The organism is Ancylobacter defluvii (assembly GCF_018390605.1).
GTDB lineage: Bacteria > Pseudomonadota > Alphaproteobacteria > Rhizobiales > Xanthobacteraceae > Ancylobacter > Ancylobacter defluvii.
The window spans coordinates 915293-934106 of record NZ_JAHBGD010000024.1 but is presented as its reverse complement, the minus strand read 5'-3'; the positions used below and the strand labels follow the sequence as shown (position 1 = coordinate 934106).

Here is an 18814-nt window from a genome sequence, read left to right as displayed (position 1 = left end):
AGTTGATACCGGCAGACCTGCAACCGAGGCCCGTGCCATGATCTCCCGCTTCTTCATCGAACGGCCGGTTCTGTCGAACGTTCTCGCGCTGGTCCTGGTGCTGATCGGCGCGGTGGCGCTTCTGAAGCTGCCGGTAGCGCAATATCCCAATGTGGTGCCGCCTACCGTCCAGGTGACGACGCTCTATCCCGGCGCCAGCGCCCGTACCCTGGTCGATACCGTTGCCCTGCCCATCGAGCAGCAGGTAAACGGTGTCGAAGGCATGCTCTACATGCAGTCGACCAGTGCCTCGGACGGCACCTACACGCTGACCATCACCTTCGCCATCGGCACCGATCCGGACTTCGCGCAGGTTCTGGTGCAGAACCGCGTCGCCATCGCCATGGCATCGCTGCCGCAGGCGGTGCAGGTGCAGGGCGTTACGACGCAGAAGAAATCCACCTCCATCCTGCAATTCGTGGCGTTGTATTCGCCGGACGGGCGCTATGACAGCCTGTTCCTCGCCAATTACGGCATCATCAATCTGCAGGACGAGATCGCCCGCCTGCCCGGCGTCGGCAATGTCAGCATCTTCGGCTCCGGCCAATATGCCATGCGTGTCTGGCTGGACCCCAATCAACTGCAGGCGCGCAGCCTGACGCCCGATCAGGTGATGTCGGCCATCCAGCAGGAGAGCCAGGAGGTCGCCTCGGGCGTGATCGGCATGCCGCCGGTGCCCAAGGGGCAGAATTTCCAGTTCACCCTCAACATCGCCGGGCGGCTCAACAATGCCGCCGACTATGAGAACATCATCGTTAAGGTCGATAATGCCAATGGCGGGCAGATCACCCGTCTGCGCGACGTCGCCCGCGTCGAGATCGGCGCCCAGACCTACAGCCAGATCTTCACCTATAACGGCCAGCCCGCCGCGTCGCTCGGCATTTACCAGCTTCCCGAGGCCAACTCGCTGCAGGTGGCGACGGAAGTGCGCGCCAAGATGGTCGAACTCGCCAAGAACTTCCCGCCCGGTCTCTCCTATGCCGTGCCCTTCGATACCACGGTGTTCGTCAATGCCTCGGTGACCGAGGTCTACAAGACGCTGTTCGAGGCCGGCGTGCTCGTGCTGATCGTCATCCTCGTCTTCCTGCAGGACTGGCGGGCGACGCTGGTGCCGGCCACCACCGTGCCGGTCACCATTATCGGCACCTTCGCTGCCATGGCGGCGATGGGCTTCACGGTGAATCTCTCCACCCTGTTCGCCATCGTGCTGGCCATCGGCATCGTGGTCGACGATGCCATCGTCATCGTCGAGGGCGTCTCGCGCCATATCGAGCGCGGCCTGTCAGGCCGGGAGGCGGCCGAGAAGGCGATGGACGAGCTGTTCGGGCCGATCATCGGCATCACTCTGGTGCTGATGTCAGTGTTCATCCCCGCGGCGTTCATGCCGGGCCTTACCGGCCAGCTGTACCAGCAATTCGCCCTCGTCATCGCCGCTACCGCCTTCATCTCGGCGATCAACGCGATGACGCTGAAGCCCACGCAATGCGCGCTTTGGCTGCGCAAGCCGGTGCCCCCCGAGAAGCGCAATTTCTTCTATCGCGGCTTCAACGCCGTCTATGACTGGGCCGAGCACTGGTATGCGGCCCTCATCCGCCGCATGGTGAAGGTGAGCTATCTCACCACCTTCGTGGGGCTGGTGCTGATCGGCGTCTCGATCTGGGGCATCACGCGGGTGCCCACCGGCTTCCTGCCGACCGAGGACCAGGGTTATGTGCTGATCGGCGCCCAGCTGCCGGATGCCGCCTCCCTCGAGCGCACCCAGGCGGTGATGCAGAAGGTCTCCAAGATCGCCGGTGATACGCCGGGGGTGGAGAATGTCATCGCCATCTCGGGCGTCTCGGTCCTCGACAACAACGCCACCCTCCCGAATGCCGGCGTCGCCTATGTGATGCTCAAGGACTGGGACGTACGCGACAAGGCTGGGCAGGGACTGCTGGAGATCTACACCTCGCTGAACCGCGAATTGCAGCAGATCCAGGAAGCGACGACCTTCGTGCTGGTGCCCCCGCCGATCCAGGGCATCGGCAATGCCTCCGGCTTCACCATGATGGTGGAATCGCGCGACGGCAGCTTCGACTTCCCCAAGCTGCAGAGCGTGACCCAGCAGATCACCGAGAACGCCGGCTCGCAATCGGCGATCCAGCATCTGAGCACCTCGTTCCGCGCAAACGTGCCTCAGCTGTTCATGAGCATCGACCGGGTGAAGGCCGAGACGCTCGGCGTCACGGTCGGGCAGGTGTTCTCCACTATCCAGGGCTATGTCGGGTCGAGCTACGTCACCCAGTTCAACCAGTTCGGCCAGACCTTCCAGGCCTATGTGCAGTCGGAAAGCGAGTTCCGCCGCACGCCGGACCAGATCCTCGGCATGAAGATCAAGACGCCGTCCGGCGAGATGGTGCCGATCGGCACGCTGGCGACCATCAAGCCGGTGTTCGGCCCGTCGTTGATCACGCTCTATAATCTGTACCCCGCCTCGACCATCGTCGGCGTGCAGTCTGCCGGGTTCTCGTCCGGCCAGGCGCTCGACATCATGAAGCAGGTCGCCGACGATACGCTGCCTCCCGGCATGGGCTTCAACTGGAGCGCCATGTCCTATCAGGAGGTGGTGGTCGGCAACGAGATCTACTTCGTGTTCGGGCTGGCCATCCTGCTGGTCTATTTCGTGCTAGCCGGCCAGTATGAGAGCTGGGTCCAGCCGCTTTCGGTGCTGCTCGCAGTGCCGCTCGCCTTGCTCGGCACGGTGGCCGCGCTGACGGGTCTCGGCATTGCCAACAATCTCTACACACAGATCGGCCTGATCCTGCTGATCGCGCTGTCGGCGAAGAACGCCATCCTCATCGTCGAGTTCGCGCGCGAAAAGCGGGCCGAGGGCATGGAGATCATGGACGCAGCGGTGGAGGCGGCGCGGCTGCGATTCCGGCCGATCCTGATGACCTCCTTCGCCTTCATCCTCGGCGTGCTGCCGCTGGTGCTCGCCACCGGCGCCGGTGCCAATTCGCGTAAGTCGATCGGCATCGCGGTGTTCTCCGGCATGCTCGCCTCGACCTGTCTCGCCGTGCTGTTCGTGCCGTCCTTCTACGCGGTGCTGCAGCGCTTTGAGGAACGCGGCAAGCGCAAGGTCAAGCCGGGCGGTGCGGTGCCGGAAGCGGCGACCGGCCCCGAGGGCGGCGAAGGCGAGGCCAAGCCGGTCGCCTGAGACGCGAGGCAGTTGCCCGGCGTTTCCGGGGCGCTTCTCCTGCCTCGATAACAGGCATGGCATTGGCGATTCCCTGAGCGTCGGCCCGCCTCGATCGCGCCGCCGCCTGCCGCAGCGCCAGAATGGGCGCGGCATGATTCCTGCGTTGACCATGCCACGGAGACCGCTTGCCCCTTCCGGGGTGGTGGCGCGTCGGCGTAGGCTGGCGTCCCGTGTCCGCGTTGTTAAGTTTCAGTTGGTGCCATGACCATTTTCGCGAGCCTGCATCACGTCACGGCCTATCAGTATGATCGCCCGGTCACGCTGGGCCCCCAGATCATCAGGCTGCGCCCGGCCCCGCATTGCCGCACGCCGGTGAAGAGCTATTCGCTCAAGGTCACGCCTTCGAATCATTTCGTGAACTGGCAGCAGGACCCGTTCGGCAACTGGATGGCCCGCTTCGTCTTCCCGGAGCCGACGACGGAGTTCCGCGTCGAGGTCGACCTCATCGCCGACATGACCGTCTACAATCCCTTCGACTTCTTCGTCGAGGAATATGCCGAGAAGCTGCCTTTCACCTACACGCCCGACCTCGCCAAGGAACTGATCCCCTATCTCGAGGCCGAGGAGGGCGGGCCGCGGCTTGATGCCTATGTCGAAAAGGTGCGACCGAAGGATGGCGAGCCGACCGTCGACTATCTGGTGCAGCTCAACCAGCAGCTCCAGTCCGACGTCAACTATCTCATCCGCATGGAACCCGGCGTGCAGACGCCGGATGAGACGCTGAGCATCGCCGCCGGCTCCTGCCGCGATTCCGGCTGGCTGCTGGTGCAGATTCTGCGTCGGCTCGGCCTCGCCGCCCGCTTCGTCTCCGGCTATCTCATCCAGCTCAAGCCCGACGTGAAGGCATTGGACGGGCCCACCGGCACCGAGGTCGATTTCACTGATCTGCATGCCTGGTGCGAGGTGTATCTGCCCGGTGCCGGCTGGATCGGCCTCGATCCGACCTCCGGCCTCCTCTGCGGCGAGAGCCATCTGCCGCTGTGCGCCACGCCGAGCTACCGCTCGGCCGCGCCGATTTCCGGTGGCTTCAACGCCGAGGAGGGCACCAGGACCGAGTTCGACTTTGACATGAAGGTCACGCGCGTCGCCGAGAAGCCGCGTGTCACGCTGCCCTTCTCGGAGAATGCCTGGTCCTCGCTCGACGCGCTCGGCGACAAGGTGGATGCCGATCTCGCTGCGCAGGATGTGCGCCTCACCATGGGCGGCGAGCCGACCTTCATCTCCATCGACGACTATCAAAGTGCCGAGTGGAACACCGCGGCAGTCGGGCCGACCAAGCGCATGCGGGCGGACGACCTGATCCGCCGCCTGCGCAAGCGTTTCGCCCCCGGCGGCATGATGCATTACGGCCAGGGCAAGTGGTATCCCGGCGAGAGCCTGCCGCGCTGGACCTTTTCACTTTACTGGCGCAAGGACGGCAAGCCGATCTGGCGCGACCCCGCCCTCGTCGCCGCCGAGAGCTACACCGGCGCCGCGATCGGCGAAGCCAAGGCGTTCACCGAGAACCTTGCCGAGCGGCTCGGCCTCGCTTCAGCCTATGCCCAGCCGGCCTATGAGGACGCCGCGCACTGGATCGTCAAGGAAGGCGAGCTGCCGGAAAACGTCGACACGCTCGATTCCAAGCTGGAGGATCCCGAAGAGCGTGCCCGGCTCGCCCGGGTGTTTTCGCGCGGCCTCGGCAAGCCGAGCGGCTATGTGCTGCCGGTCCAGCGCTGGCAGGCGCGTGGCCAGCTCGGCTGGATCAGCGAGCTCTGGCAGTTCCGGCGCGGCAAGCTGCTGCTGGTGCCGGGCGACAGCCCGGTCGGCTACCGGCTGCCGCTCGCCAGCCTGCCCTGGGTGCCGCCGGCGCTCTACCCCTATGTGAACCCCGCCGACCCGATGACCATTACGGGCGAATTGCCGGACGCCGAGGTACTGCACCAGCGCTACCGGCGGGTGGAGAGTGAGGAGGGGCATCAGGAAAAGGTCGACCAGATCCTCACCGGCACCGGCTCGGTGCGAACGGCGCTTTCCGTCGAGCCGCGCGACGGCCGGCTCTGCGTGTTCATGCCGCCGACCGAGCGGCTAGAGGATTATCTCGAACTGCTCGCCGCTATCGAAGTCACCGCCGCCGAGCTGAAGTTGCCGGTGCATATCGAGGGCTACGCGCCGCCGGTCGATCCGCGTCTCAATGTCATCCGCGTCGCCCCCGATCCGGGCGTGATCGAGGTGAACGTCCATCCGGCGGTGAACTGGAAGACCTGCGTCGAGATCACCCGCGATCTTTATGAGGATGCCCGCCAGACCCGGCTCGGCACCGAGAAGTTCATGGTGGACGGCCGCCATACCGGCACTGGCGGCGGCAACCATGTGGTGGTGGGCGGCGCCACGCCGGCCGACAGCCCGTTCCTGCGCCGGCCGGACCTGCTCAAGAGCCTGGTGCTGTACTGGCAGCGCCACCCTTCGCTGTCGTACCTGTTCTCCGGCCTGTTCATCGGGCCGACCAGCCAGGCGCCGCGCATTGACGAGGCGCGGAACGACAGCCTCTATGAACTGGAAATCGCCCTCGCCAACGTGCCGGCGCCGGGCAAGGGTCAGGCGCCGCCGCCCTGGCTGGTCGACCGGCTGTTCCGCAACCTGCTTACCGACGTCACCGGCAATACCCACCGCTCCGAGATCTGCATCGACAAGCTGTTCTCGCCGGATGGCCCGACCGGACGGCTCGGGCTGGTCGAGTTCCGCTCCTTCGAAATGCCGCCGGACTGGCGCATGAGCCTCGCGCAGCAATTGCTGCTGCGTGCGCTCATCGCCTGGTTCTGGAGGGAGCCGCAGGAGGGCGCGCTGACCCGCTGGGGCACTGCGCTCGCCGATCGCTTCATGCTGCCGCATTTCGTCTGGACCGACTTCATGGACGTGCTCGGCGACCTCAGCCGTGCCGGCTATCATGTCGATCCGGCTTGGTTCGAGGCGCAGCGCGAGTTCCGCTTCCCCTATTTCGGCCAGGTCGAGCACAGCGGGGTGCAGTTGGAGATCCGCCAGGCGCTGGAGCCGTGGCATGTGCTGGGCGAGGAGGGGGCGGTCGGTGGCACGGTGCGCTTCGTGGATTCCTCGGTCGAGCGGCTACAGGCGCGGGTGGAGGGTCTCAATCCCGCCCGTCACGTCATCACCTGCAACGGTCGTCGCCTGCCGCTGATTCCCACCGGCCGCTTCGGCGAATATGTCGCCGGCGTGCGCTTCAAGGCGTGGCAGCCGGCATCCGGCCTGCACCCGACGATTCCGGTGCACGCGCCGCTCACCTTCGACATCGTCGATCTCTGGTCGAGCCGTTCGCTCGGCGGTTGCGTCTATCATGTCGCACATCCCGGCGGGCGCAATTACGAGACTTTTCCGGTGAATTCCTACGAGGCACAGGCCCGGCGTCTGGCGCGCTTCCAGGATTACGGCCACACTCCCGGCTATCTGTTCGTGCCGCCGGAGGAGCCGACGTCGGAATTCCCCGCGACCCTCGACCTGAGGAGGCCGGCGCGAATCTGACGCCTTGTCGGGGGCAAGCGGCTCGCCGGCTATCGCGATGGCGTGTAAGGCGGGTGGGGGTCCTGAATCGAGGAGGCCATGGCGGGAGGGAGCGAGCTGCAGGCGTTGACGCGCCGCTTCGAGGCCGAAGCGGCGGATTCGCTGCTGGCCAGTTATCGGCCGCTGCCCGGTGTGCATGACGAACTCGTCGACGCCGAGGGCAAGCTGCGTCCGCAATGGGGGCCGCTGCTGGCCGGGCTCGCCGAGATGGGGGTGGAGGAGGTCAACCGCCTCTTCACCGCCGCCGACCGCTATCTCTACCGCTCCGGCGTGTTCTACCGCGTCTATGACGATGCCGGCGGCGGCGAACGCCCCTGGCCGCTCGCGCATCTGCCCTTCCTCATCGACGACACCGAATGGCAGGCGCTGTCGCGTGGCCTGATCCAGCGGGCACAGATGCTGGAATCCGTGCTGGCGGACATTTATGGCGACGGCGAACTGGTGCGCTCCGGCGCCCTGCCGGCGGCGGCGGTGGCCGGTAGCCCGGAATTCCTGCGCCCATTGGTTGGTGTCGATCCGCATGGCGGCAGCTTCCTGCGCCTCTATGCCGCCGATCTCGGCCGCGGGCCGGACGGGCACTGGTGGGTGCTGTCCGATCGCACCCAGTCGCCCTCCGGCGCCGGCTACGCGCTGGAGAACCGCATCGCCATCTCCCGCTCGCTGCCGGACCTGTCGCGCTCGATGAATGTCGTGCGGCTGGCCGGCTATTTTCAGGGGCTGCGCGCCGGGCTGACCAAGCTCGACCGTTCCGGCGAGGGGCGGGTGGGGCTGCTGACCCCCGGCCCGCTCAACGAGACCTATTTCGAGCACGCCTATCTCGCCCGCTATCTCGGCTTCGTGCTGCTGGAGGGCGAGGACCTCACGGTGCGCGACAATGCCGTCTATGTGCGCACCGTCGCCGGGCTGAAGCGGGTCGACGTGCTGCTGCGCCGCCTCGATTCCGACTTTGCCGACCCGCTGGAGCTCAATCCACGCTCGCGGCTCGGTATTCCCGGACTGGTACAGGCCGTGCGCGCCGGCGGGGTGGCGCTTGCCAATGCGCTGGGCGCCGGGCTGATCGAGGCGCCGCTGATGATGAGCTTCCTGCCCAAGATCGGCCCGCGCATCCTCGGCGAGGATCTGCTGCTGCCCAACGTCGCCACCTGGTGGTGCGGCCAGGAGGCCGAACGGGAGCGGGTGCTGGACAGCTTCGACGACCTCGTCATCGCCCCGGCCTTCGGCCGCACCCTGCCGGGCCTGCTCGACGACGGGCCGGTGATCGGCGCCGACCTCACGCCGGCCCGGCGCGAGGCGGTTCTCAAGGCGATCCAGACCCGCGGGGTGGATTTCATCGCCCAGGAGGCGGTGCGGCTCTCCACCATGCCGGTGTGGCGCAATGGCCAGCTGGAGCCGCGCCCCTTCATCCTGCGGCTGTTCGTCGCCGCCACCGAGAAGGGATGGCAGGTAATGCCCGGCGGCTTCTGCCGCGTCTCCGACAGCCGGGATTCCCGTGCCGTCACCATGCAGCGCGGCGGGCGCTCGGCCGATGTCTGGGTGCTCGGCGCCGGTCCGGTGGACCAGACGACGCTGCTGCCGGCGCCGGGCGCCGCCGAGGTGCGCCGGCAGGTCGGGCCGCTGCCGAGCCGCGCCGCCGACAATTTCTTCTGGCTCGGCCGCTATGTGGAGCGGGCCGAACTTACTCTGCGCCTCCTGCGCACGCTGGTCGGGCGGTTGTCCTCGACCATCGAGGGGGACAGCGCCTCGGTGACCAAGCTCACCCATCTGCTGAAGACCTGGGGTGCGGTGCCGGCCGACCTCGCCCATGCCCGCACCACACGCCAGGCCTTTGCCACATTGTCCCGCCGCGACCTCTCCGGCGCGCTGCCGAGCATCGTCGAGGCCACCCGCCAGACCGCCTCGGTGATCCGCGACCGCCTGTCGCCCGATGCGTGGCGCACGCTGGCCGATCTGGCGCTGATGCTCGCCGAGCCGGTGCCGGCCAAGGGAGCGGAGGCGGAATCGCATGAAAGGCTGGAGCGGGCGCTGCGTTCGCTCTCCGCCTTTTCCGGCCTCGCCTCGGAGAACATGAACCGGCAGGCCGGCTGGCGGTTTCTCGATCTCGGCCGGCGCATCGAGCGCGGCATCTCCACCGCCCGCATCGCCCGCACGCTGGTGGGCGAGACGGTGAGCGCCTCGACGCTCGATGTGCTGCTGGAGCTTTGCGACAGCCAGATCACCTATCGCTCGCGCTATGTGATGACCGAGAGCCGGGCGCCGGTGCTCGACATGGTGCTGCTGGACCCGGTCAATCCGCGCTCGCTCGCCTATCAGATCGATGCCATCGCCGAGCATCTCGACCAACTGCCGGCTCATCACGGCGACGAGCCGCCGCTGCCGGAGGAGCGTCTCGCCGCGCGGCTGCTCGCCTCGATGAAAGCCTTTGGCGCCAACGAGTTCGACGACGCCCGGCTTACCGAGGTGGAAATGCAGCTGATGGAGTTGTCGAACGACATCGCCGAGCGCTACTTCATTCATCGCTCGCCGGTCGAGACGCCATGGGACCTCCTGGCGTGAACGCGGGCTGAGCAGCCGCCATGAAATACGACATTCACCAGACCACCGCATACCTCTATGCCTCGCCGGTGCCGGTGGCACGACATATCGTGCGCATGGTGCCGGTGAGCCGGCCCGGGCAGCGGGTGACCGACAGCCATATCGCCGTCGATCCCGAGCCGGCGGAGTGGGTGGAGACGCGCGACTTCTTCGGCAACCAGGTCGCGCATATCCGCATCGAGACCGCGCATACCCGCTTCACCGTGCGCACCTCGGCGCGGGTGGAGGTCGATCCGTCGCCGGAACACGATCCAGCCGCCGGGCCCAGCTGGGAGGAGGTGCGCGAGGCGGTGGGACATAGCGAGGATCTCACCCCGAATTCGCCGGTCCATCATGTCTATCCCAGCCCGGCGGTATCGTTGCGGGAACCGATAACTGATTGGACAAGAAAGAGTTTTCCTCCCGGCCGGCCGATGCTGGAGGCGTGCCTCGAGCTGATGCACCGCATCTATGACGACTTCGCCTATGACAGCCGCGCCACCGATGTCTCGACCCCGGCCATCGAGGCGTTCGAGATGCGGCGCGGCGTCTGCCAGGATTTCGCGCATATCATGATCACCGGCCTGCGCGGGCTCGGGCTGCCGGCGGCCTATGTCTCCGGCTTCCTGCGCACCGAGCCGCCGCCGGGCAAGGAGCGGCTGCAAGGGGCGGACGCCACCCATGCCTGGGTAAGTGTCTGGTGTGGCTCCGAAATCCAGTGGGTCGGGCTCGATCCCACCAATGCGCTGATCGTCTCCACCGACCATGTGGTGCTGGCCAATGGCCGTGACTATACCGATGTCGCCCCCATTGGCGGGGTGCTGGTCGGCTCCGGCCGGCAGAAGCTCTCGGTCGCCGTGGACGTCATCCCGATGCCGGAAGCGACGCCCGACGCGATGGTCGCGGCGGCGGCGTCCGGCGAGGCCAATGAGGCCGGTGAGGTGTACGATGAGACCGAAAACCCCGGCTGACCGGCCGATCTCCCGCCGAAAACCGGGCCGGCGCGACAGCGCGGCGGCGGCGGGTTAGACATTCCCGGCGGCATCGCGAATCGCCGCGCCTGAATCGCCGCCGACCCGAGGCCTCGCCCATGACCGAGACCGCCAGCCGTTCCGCGCCTGCCGACGAGACCGACGGCTTCCTCGCCAGCCTCGCGGTGTATCTGCGGCCGCGGGTGCTGATCGTCATCCTGCTCGGCTTCTCCTCCGGCCTGCCGCTGGCGCTGTCGGGGGCGACGCTGACCATCTGGATGGCGGAGGCGAAGGTGAACCTCGCCACCATCGGCCTGTTCGCCCTGGTCGGCGTGCCCTACAATTTCAAGTTCGTCTGGGCGCCGCTGGTCGACGCGCTCGACATCCCCATCCTCTCGCGCCTGCTCGGGCGGCGGCGGGGGTGGCTGGTGTTCACCCAGCTGCTGCTGGTGGCCGCCATAGTGTGGCTCGGCTTCCAGGACCCGGTGTCGGCGCCGTGGCAGGTGGCGTTCGGCGCCTTCCTGGTCGCCATGGCCTCGGCGACGCAGGACATCGTGGTCGATGCCTTCCGCGTCGAGAGCCTGGAAACCCGCGAGCAGGCCGCCGGCATGGCCGGCTATGTCGCCGCCTACCGGGTCGGCATGCTCGCCTCCGGCGCCGGGGTGATCCTGCTGGTCGCCTGGTTCGAGGCGATCGGCGTCGATCGCGCCGATGTCTGGACCTGGGGCTATGCGGCAGCGGCGGCGATGGTGGTGGTCGGGCTCGGTGCCGCTCTGTTTGCCCGCGAGCCTGCCGGCGGCGAGGCGGTGCCGCGCGAGGCGAATGTGGTGAAGCGCATCTGGGACACCGCGGTCGGCGCGTTCTCCGACATGCTGCTGCGCCGCGACGCCGTCGCCATCCTGCTGTTTGTGGTATTCTTCAAATTCTGCGACGCCTTTGCCGGGGTGCTGACCGGCGCCTTCGTCATCGATATCGGCTTCGACAAGGCAGCCTATGCCGGCATCGTCAAGGGCGTGGGCTTCGCGGCGGCGCTGCTCGGCGGCTTCGCCGGCGGGCTGATCGCCCGCGCGCTGCCGCTCGGCCGCAGCCTGTGGATCGCCGGCATCTTGCAGATGGCCTCCAACCTGGTGTTCTCCTGGCAGGCCTGGATCGGCGTCGACCTCGCGGCACTGACGCTGACCATCGTGGTCGAGAACTTCACCGGCGCCATCGGCACGGTGATCTTCGTCGCCTATATCTCGGCGCTGTGCGGGGCGCGGGCGCACACCGCGACGCAATATGCGCTGCTGACCGCGCTGGCCGCGGTGGGGCGGACCTTCCTCGCCTCCGGGGCGGGGTTCATCGCCCAGAACACCGGCTGGGTATGGTTCTTCGCGCTGACGGCGTTCGCGGCGCTGCCGGGGCTGGCGCTGCTGGCATTTTTGCAGCTGCGCGGGCATTTCCGCCAGCTGGCGGCACAGTCGGCAAGCTAGAGCATTTTCCGCGAAGTTGATCGATTTTCGCGAAGAGAAAAGGCTCCGGCTTGTTGAATCGCGGGCGCTTTCCTATCGATCAGGTGTTTCACCTGATCGGAAAGGGCCCCAGCCGCCGCTGCGCCGCTGGCGTGTCCCGTCCGTCAGCCGACCGCGTGGAAGCGGACGGCGCCGTCGTTCAGGAAGCAGGCCTTGCTGAACAGCGACAGGTCGAGCGGGTTGGGCAACCGGACATCGGTGAGATCCGGCAGCGGCTTGACCGCCGGATCGTAGGAACGATCGATCTGCGAGAGAAAGACCAGCATCAGCTGCCGTTCGCGGGCGAACGCACGGAGCAGGCGGATCTGGGTCATCAGCTCCGGATTGCTGCGTTTCTGGTCGAGCAGCTGGAGATAGTCGATCACCGCCAGCGTGCCGGCCGGCGCCGAGGCCAGCGCCGCCATGACATGGCCGGCGCTGATGGCGTCGGAACAGTCGCAGGTGAACAGGCCATCGAACCGGGACGGCTCGACGCCGAGGGCGCGCAGACGGTCGGCGACCTGCCGCTCCTCATATTCCAGCGTGAAGAACATGGCGGGGCGGCCTTGCGTCATCGCCTCCACCGCGAGTTCGAGCGCCAGCAGCGTCTTGCCGTGGCCCGGACGCGCCGCGACCAGCAGCAGGTCGCCCGGATGCAGCCGGGCGAACAATTTGCTCGCCGGCGACGCCATCGCCGCCTTGGCCGCCAGCAGGCTCCAGCTGGCAAAGCCCTGTTCGGCCGCGACGCGGTCCAGCGCCGCATGCAGCGGCAATTCCTCGCGGCGCGACAGCAGGCGCGCCCGGCGCTTGAGCTGATAGAGCGGGGCCGAAAGTCTCATCGAGAACCTCCTGTGCGAGCCATGTGCGCAACCCCTCCTCATGCGTGCCCGAACGGATGGTTCGATGGTGGAAATGCCCTGCATGAAAGATGCTTTCCCGAATGGAGGGGGGAGGCGCGGGCACGCCGGAATCGGAGTCTAGGGGAACAGCCGGGGCGGGGACAATGGGAGTTTTCCGGCGCCAGGCGGGAGGAGGGCGGCTCCCACGCTTCGCCTTAATCCGCTGTTAACCGAGGCGGCTCGAACGTTCCCCGAACCCGCAACGCGCCGATGGCGATTCTCCGTAGCGCGCCGGGCGTGCGTCGTTTTCCGGGCCTTCCGCCCGCACCCATCGGAGCCTGCCGTGACCCTTTCCCCGACCCGCCTGCGCATTGCGGTGCTTTTCGGCGGGCGCTCCGCCGAGCACGACGTCTCGGTGATGTCGGGCACCAATGTCATGCGGGCGCTGGACCCGGAAAAATACGACGCCGTCCCGGTGTTCATCACCCGCGACGGGCGCTGGCTCGCCAGCCGCTTCGAGCATGGCGAGCTGGAGACGCCCGAGAGTGGCACCGAGCTGTGCCTGCTTCCCGGCGGCAAGGGCCGTCTGCTGGCGCTGCCGGCCGCCGGCGTGCCGCACGAACTGCCGGCGATCGACCTGCTCTTCCCGGTGCTGCACGGCCTGCCCGGCGAGGACGGCTCGGTGCAGGGGCTGGCGGATGTGGCGGGGGTGGCGCTGGTCGGCTGCGGCATCCTCGGCTCGGCCACCGCGCTCGACAAGGACATCGCCAAGCGGCTCTATCTCGAGGCCGGGCTGGCGACTGCCCGCGCCGTCACCATCCATCCCGGCGCCGAGCCGAGCTTTGCCGAACTGACGGCGGCGCTCGGGCTGCCGGTGTTCATCAAGCCGGCGCGGCAGGGCTCCTCGGTCGGGGTGAGCAAGGTGGCGAGCGAACAGGAATACGCGGCGGCGCTGGCCGAGGGCTTCCGCCACGACCGCAAGCTGCTGGCCGAGGAGTTCATCCGCGGCCGCGAGATCGAATTGAGCGTGCTGGAGGAGCCGGAGGGCGGGCTGTTCGTCTCGCGCCCCGGCGAGATCCGCCCGGCCGAGAGCCACGGCTTCTACAGCTACGACGCCAAATATATCGACGCCGACGGCGCGGCGATCATCGTGCCGGCGCAGCTGCCGGCCGAAATTGAGGCGCAGTTGCAGGCGATGGCGGCCGATGCCTTCCGCGCGCTGGGCTGTGACGGCATGGCGCGGGCCGACTTCTTCGTGACGGAGGATAATCGCATCCTCGTCAACGAACTGAACACCATTCCCGGCTTCACCAATATCAGCATGTATCCCAAGGCGATGGCGGCGAGCGGGGTGAGCTATCCCGAGCTCATCGACCGGCTGGTGGCGCACGGTCTGGCGCGCGCCGGGCGGTAGCGGTTCCCGGTCCTCGTTCGACGCATTTCTTCGCGCGAACAGGTACCGATTCCGCGTGAAAACGCTCTACAGCGTGGTGCGGGCGCGGATCGCCGCCGACAGCGTGCCCTCGTCGAGATAATCGAGCTCGCCGCCCACCGGCACGCCATGGGCGAGGCGGGTGACCTTCACCCCGGTCTCGCGCAGGAGCTCGGTGACGAAATGCGCGGTGGTCTGCCCGTCCACCGTGGCCGGCAGCGCCAGCAGCACCTCGCCGACCACGCCGCCGTCCCCGGCGCGCACCCGGCCGATCAGGCTGGCGATGTTGAGGTCGTCCGGGCCGATGCCGTCGAGCGGGGACAGCGTGCCGCCGAGCACGTGATAGCGCGCGTTCATCGCCCCGGAACGCTCCAGCGCCCATAGATCCGACACGTCGGCGACGACGATGATCAGGGTGGGGTCGCGGGTCGGGTCGGAGCAGACGAGGCAGGGGCTGCGCACGTCGAGATTGCCGCAGACCGGGCAGGTCTCGATCTTGCCGAGCACCTCCTCCATGGCGCCGGCCAGCGGCGCCATCAGCGATTCGCGCTTCTTGATCAATTGCAGCGCGGCGCGGCGTGCCGAGCGCGGGCCGAGGCCCGGCACGCGGGCCAGGAGCTGGACGAGCCGCTCGATCTCGGGGCCGGCAACGGCGCGCGCCATGAAGCATCCTCCTGAAGGTGACCCCGATGATTAGGCCGGCGCCGCGTCGTCGTGCAACCCTTTCGCAGCGTGAGCTTCTCCCTGCCGGGCCATATCGGGCTCAGCGCGGCCGCGCCTGACGCGGGGGTAAAATCGGCGGGGGCAGGCCCGGATTTCCTCGACAGCGCAAGGACGGATTGCTAACCGGGATGCCATCTTCGACGTGTCGATCCAAGAAGCCGATTCCAGCGGGGGAACGCAATGACGAAGCTGTTGGGGCCGGTGACGGTGCTGCTGCTCGCCCTGGTCACGGCCGGTCCGGCCGCCGCCGCCGAGGGGGCCGGCATCGACGGGGCCAGCCTGTCGCTGGCCTGGGGCATCCCTTTCGCCGGCATGCTGCTCTCCATCGCCATCATCCCGCTGGTCGCCGGGCATTTCTGGCACCACCATTACGGCAAGGTGGCGCTGTTCTGGGGGCTGGCGGTGCTGGTGCCGTTCGTTCTGCTGCTCGGCACCGGCGTCACCGTCTACGAGGTGACGCACGCGGCGCTGCTGGAATACATCCCGTTCATCATCCTGCTGTTCACGCTGTTCACCATTTCCGGCGGCATCCTCGTCACCGGAAATCTGCACGGCAGCCCGGCGGTGAACACCGCGCTGCTGGCGATCGGCACGGTGCTGGCCAGCCTGATCGGCACCACCGGCGCCTCGATGGTGCTGATCCGCCCGCTGCTGCGCGCCAATGACGGGCGGCGCCACAACGTCCACACCGTGGTGTTCTTCATCTTCCTGGTGTCGAATATCGGCGGCTCGCTGACCCCGCTCGGCGATCCGCCGCTGTTCCTCGGTTTCCTCAAGGGGGTGAGCTTCTTCTGGACCACCACCCATCTGTTCCACGACACCGCGGTGGTGGTGATCCTGCTGCTCGCCGCCTACTACCTGCTCGACCGCTGGTTCCACGCCCGCGAAGAGGCCCGGCCGCCCAAGTTCGACCCGACGCCCGACACCGAGGGCATCGGCCTGCGCGGCCTCGCCAACCTGCCGCTGCTGGCCGGCGTCGTCGCCGCCATCCTGATGAGCGCGCTGTGGAAGCCGGATATCGAGTTCAACATCGCCGGCACCCATCTGCCGTTGCCCTCGGTGGCGCGCGACCTGATCCTGCTCGGGCTGGCGGCGGTCTCGATCCGGATCACCCCGGCCTTCATCCGCGAGCGCAATGGCTTCGACTGGGAGCCGATCCGCGAGGTGGCGAAGCTGTTCGCGGCGATCTTCCTCACCATCATCCCGGTGATCGCCATATTGAAGGCCGGGGCGGACGGCGCGCTCGCGCCGCTGGTGGCGCTGGTGACCGACGCCAATGGCGGGCCGGTGAATGCCGGCTATTTCTGGATGACTGGCATCCTGTCCGGCTTCCTCGACAATGCGCCGACCTATCTGGTGTTCTTCAACCTCGCCGGTGGCGATGCGCAGGCGCTGATGACCACCCATGCGGTGACGCTGGAAGCGATCTCGGCCGGCGCGGTGTTCATGGGCGCGCTGACCTATATCGGCAACGCGCCGAACTTCATGGTGCTGGCGATCGCCAAGAGCCGCGGCGTGAAGATGCCGAGCTTCTTCGGCTACATGGCGTGGTCGGGCATCTTTCTGCTGCCCTGCTTCGCGCTGCTCACCTTCCTGTATTTCCGCTGAGCGACGGCCCCTCACCCCATCCCTCTCCTCGATGGGGTGAGGGGGCATGGGCGCAGCTGAGGGCGACGTTGATTGTCAGGAAGCCGAAGACCCGAAGCGGGTGCGGAACCACGCGGCGATCATCGCCCGCTCATAGCGCAGCGGCGCGCCGGAACGGGCGGCACGCGGGTTCATCAGATAGTTCATCGCGCGCAGGGTCTCCTCGCCGCGCGCCACCGTCCGCCCGTCGCGGACCAGCCGGTAGCGCAGGGTGAGCGAGGGCCAGGTGTCCTCACGCATCACCCGCAGTTCGCCGGTGCGCGAGGCGAGGGGATTGATCTTGCCGGCGAGGTCGAGGGCGAGGATGTCGATCTCGATCGTCGTGCCGGGCGGCAGGGCGCGGCGGGCCTCGGCCGAGAAGATGCGCGTCAGCCCCTCGAAGGTGAGGCGCTGATCGACGCTCGACCATTCGAGATTGCCGTCGACATAGCTTTGCGGCGCGACGAAATTCACCCGCGCCGCCGCAGGCGGCGATGCGGGCGACGCAGCGATCGCGGGGCCGGCGGCGACCAGCGCCGCCAGTAACCCCAGGGCGACAATGCGGGATGGGCGCATCGACAGTCCTCCGGCCGCATCCCCGGTCGGATCAGGGCGCGCCACTCTCGGGCGCGCCGGCGGACAGCGGGGCGGGCAGGGGACAGCCTGCCATCATTCGGCGGCGATGGCCATGCGCGGCTGCGCCTCGCGGACCTCGGGATCGACCGCGGCCTCGAAGCGCGCGAAGTTCTCCGCGAACATCTCGACCAGCCGCTTCGCCGCCACCGCATGGTCACGATGGTCGGCCCAGGCCTCGGCGGGATCGAGCAGGCTGGCATCGACGCCTTCCACCTCGACCGGCACCTCGAAGCCGAAATGCGGATCGGCACGGAACGCGCCCGCCGCCAGCGAGCCGTCGAGCGCGGCGGCGACCAGCCGGTGCGTCGCCTCCGGCAGGATGCGCGCGCCGTGCCCGGCCTGATCGCCGCTCCAGCCGGTATTGACCAGCCAGCAATGGGTCTCGCCATCGGCGATGAGTTCGCGCAGCAGATGCGCTCCGGCCGGCGAACGATGGCCGGAGGCGAAGCGCGGCTGCGGCGCCCCGTCATCGTTCGCCGGGGCGGTATAGCCCGACAGCAGATGATAGACGGCCTGCTCGGGGGTGAGCCGGGCAATGGGCGGCAGCACGCCGAAGCCGTCGCAACTGGCGAGGATCAGCGTGTGCGGCACGCCGGCGCGGCCGGAGGTGTCGCCGGGCAGCACGGCGCGGGCGGCCTGGGCGCCGGCGAGGTCCGGCTCGCGGCTGTCGAAATCCAGCGGCACGTTTTCCAGCACGGTGCCGAAGCCGCCCCTGGCGTCGAGCTCATGCACCCGCCGGCGGCGGCCGGCGAACAGCCCGAACACGCCGTCGCGATTCCAGCCGAGCGGGCCATCGGCCACCAGCGTGAAGCGCGGATCGGCGGCGAAGGCGCCGGCGAGCGCGCTCTTGCCGCTGTCCGGCGGACCGAGGAACAGCGCCGGGCCGCTCTCGGCGTCGAGGGTGGCGGCGCCGTTCAGCGTCAGCGTGCCGCTGCCGGCCAGCAGGTCGTCGAGATGGGCGACCAGCGCCTGCTCGACATGGCCGAGATCGAGCGTGCCGCCGACGAGGATCAGGCCGGCGCCGGCATCCTCGGCGACCACCCCCGGACCGGCAATGCCGTGGCGGTCGGCATCCAGCCGGAAATGCGGCAGGCAGAACAGGGTGATGTCCGGCACGAAGCCGTCAATCGCCTCGCGTGCCGGCGACTGCATCAGGTTGCGGATGGCGAGCGCCTGCCAGGCATGCTCGGTGAAGACGCGCAGCCGGCGGGACTGGCCGGAGGCGGTCGCGACATGGAGATCCTGCGCGAACAGGGTGCGGCCGGCAGCATGGGCCAGCATTTCCTGCCTCAGCCGCTCGAACGAATCGCGGTCGAGAAAGAGGCTGCCTTCCGGGGCGGCGTCCGTTTCGCTCGCCTCGCCGACCAGATGGCGCGGCAAGGGTGCCGCGCCGGCCGCCGTGCCGCTCTCCACCACCAGCGCACCGGTGGCGGAAAGCCGCGCCTCGCCGCGAGCTATGGCGCGCTCATAGAGGGTGGGGCCGGCAAGATTCCAAAACACCTTGCCCGAACCGGAAAGACCCGCCGCAGCGGCGGCGTTCTCCGGGTTGCGCATGCCGGTCTCCAGCATGTGATACTCCTTCTCGTGTACCCGCCGAGGCGGCAAACTGACGGAGCACTCGGGCCATTTGTCTGTCATACAGGGTCGAAACCGTGGCGAAACCGGGTCGCCGCCGTGGCGACCCGCCCCTAGCCGGA

The 18814-nt window shown here is 68.0% G+C and carries 11 protein-coding genes; 7 read left to right on the top strand and 4 right to left on the bottom strand.

The window, feature by feature from the left end; genetic code table 11:
* Positions 1-37 precede the first annotated feature (37 nt).
* The 5 genes from KHC24_RS20500 to KHC24_RS20480 all read left to right on the top strand — a co-directional run bounded on the left by KHC24_RS20500 (position 38) and on the right by KHC24_RS20480 (position 11843).
* Positions 38-3235 (top strand): efflux RND transporter permease subunit, encoded by a 3198-nt coding sequence (locus KHC24_RS20500; protein ID WP_213365136.1) that lies wholly within the window; start codon positions 38-40, stop codon positions 3233-3235.
* Positions 3236-3478: 243 nt separating this feature from the next.
* On the top strand, positions 3479-6790 hold the full coding sequence (locus KHC24_RS20495; protein ID WP_213365135.1) for a transglutaminase family protein: 3312 nt from the start codon (positions 3479-3481) through the stop codon (positions 6788-6790).
* 78 nt (positions 6791-6868) lie between these two features.
* Positions 6869-9382, top strand: a complete 2514-nt coding sequence (locus KHC24_RS20490; protein ID WP_213365134.1) for a circularly permuted type 2 ATP-grasp protein — start codon at positions 6869-6871, stop codon at positions 9380-9382.
* Positions 9383-9402: 20 nt separating this feature from the next.
* Positions 9403-10371, top strand: coding sequence for a transglutaminase family protein (locus tag KHC24_RS20485; protein ID WP_213365133.1), 969 nt, complete (start codon positions 9403-9405; stop codon positions 10369-10371).
* Positions 10372-10490: 119 nt separating this feature from the next.
* The gene (locus KHC24_RS20480) at positions 10491-11843 is read left to right on the top strand and encodes an AmpG family muropeptide MFS transporter (RefSeq protein ID WP_213365132.1); all 1353 of its coding nucleotides are present in this window, start codon (positions 10491-10493) and stop codon (positions 11841-11843) included.
* 143 nt (positions 11844-11986) lie between these two features.
* On the opposite strand, the gene KHC24_RS20475 is transcribed toward KHC24_RS20480, so the two are convergent.
* The gene (locus KHC24_RS20475) at positions 11987-12700 is read right to left on the bottom strand and encodes a DNA helicase (protein WP_213365131.1); all 714 of its coding nucleotides are present in this window, start codon (positions 12698-12700) and stop codon (positions 11987-11989) included.
* Positions 12701-13043: 343 nt separating this feature from the next.
* On the opposite strand from KHC24_RS20475, the gene KHC24_RS20470 reads away from it, so the two are divergent.
* Positions 13044-14114, top strand: coding sequence for a D-alanine--D-alanine ligase family protein (locus KHC24_RS20470; RefSeq protein ID WP_213365130.1), 1071 nt, complete (start codon positions 13044-13046; stop codon positions 14112-14114).
* A gap of 66 nt (positions 14115-14180) precedes the next feature.
* Here the strand turns inward: KHC24_RS20470 and recR are convergent, their stop codons facing one another.
* On the bottom strand, positions 14181-14795 hold the full coding sequence (gene recR / locus KHC24_RS20465; RefSeq protein ID WP_213365129.1) for a recombination mediator RecR: 615 nt from the start codon (positions 14793-14795) through the stop codon (positions 14181-14183).
* A gap of 240 nt (positions 14796-15035) precedes the next feature.
* Between recR and KHC24_RS20460 the strand changes: the two genes are divergently transcribed.
* Positions 15036-16463, top strand: a complete 1428-nt coding sequence (locus KHC24_RS20460) for a sodium:proton antiporter (protein WP_213365128.1) — start codon at positions 15036-15038, stop codon at positions 16461-16463.
* A gap of 75 nt (positions 16464-16538) precedes the next feature.
* Here the strand turns inward: KHC24_RS20460 and KHC24_RS20455 are convergent, their stop codons facing one another.
* Both KHC24_RS20455 and KHC24_RS20450 read right to left on the bottom strand, forming a co-directional pair.
* A complete protein-coding gene (locus tag KHC24_RS20455) occupies positions 16539-17057 on the bottom strand; it encodes a DUF3016 domain-containing protein (protein ID WP_213365127.1) in 519 nt (172 codons plus the stop codon).
* 93 nt (positions 17058-17150) lie between these two features.
* Positions 17151-18686, bottom strand: a complete 1536-nt coding sequence (locus KHC24_RS20450; RefSeq protein ID WP_213365126.1) for a phosphoenolpyruvate carboxykinase (ATP) — start codon at positions 18684-18686, stop codon at positions 17151-17153.
* Positions 18687-18814: the final 128 nt, after the last annotated feature.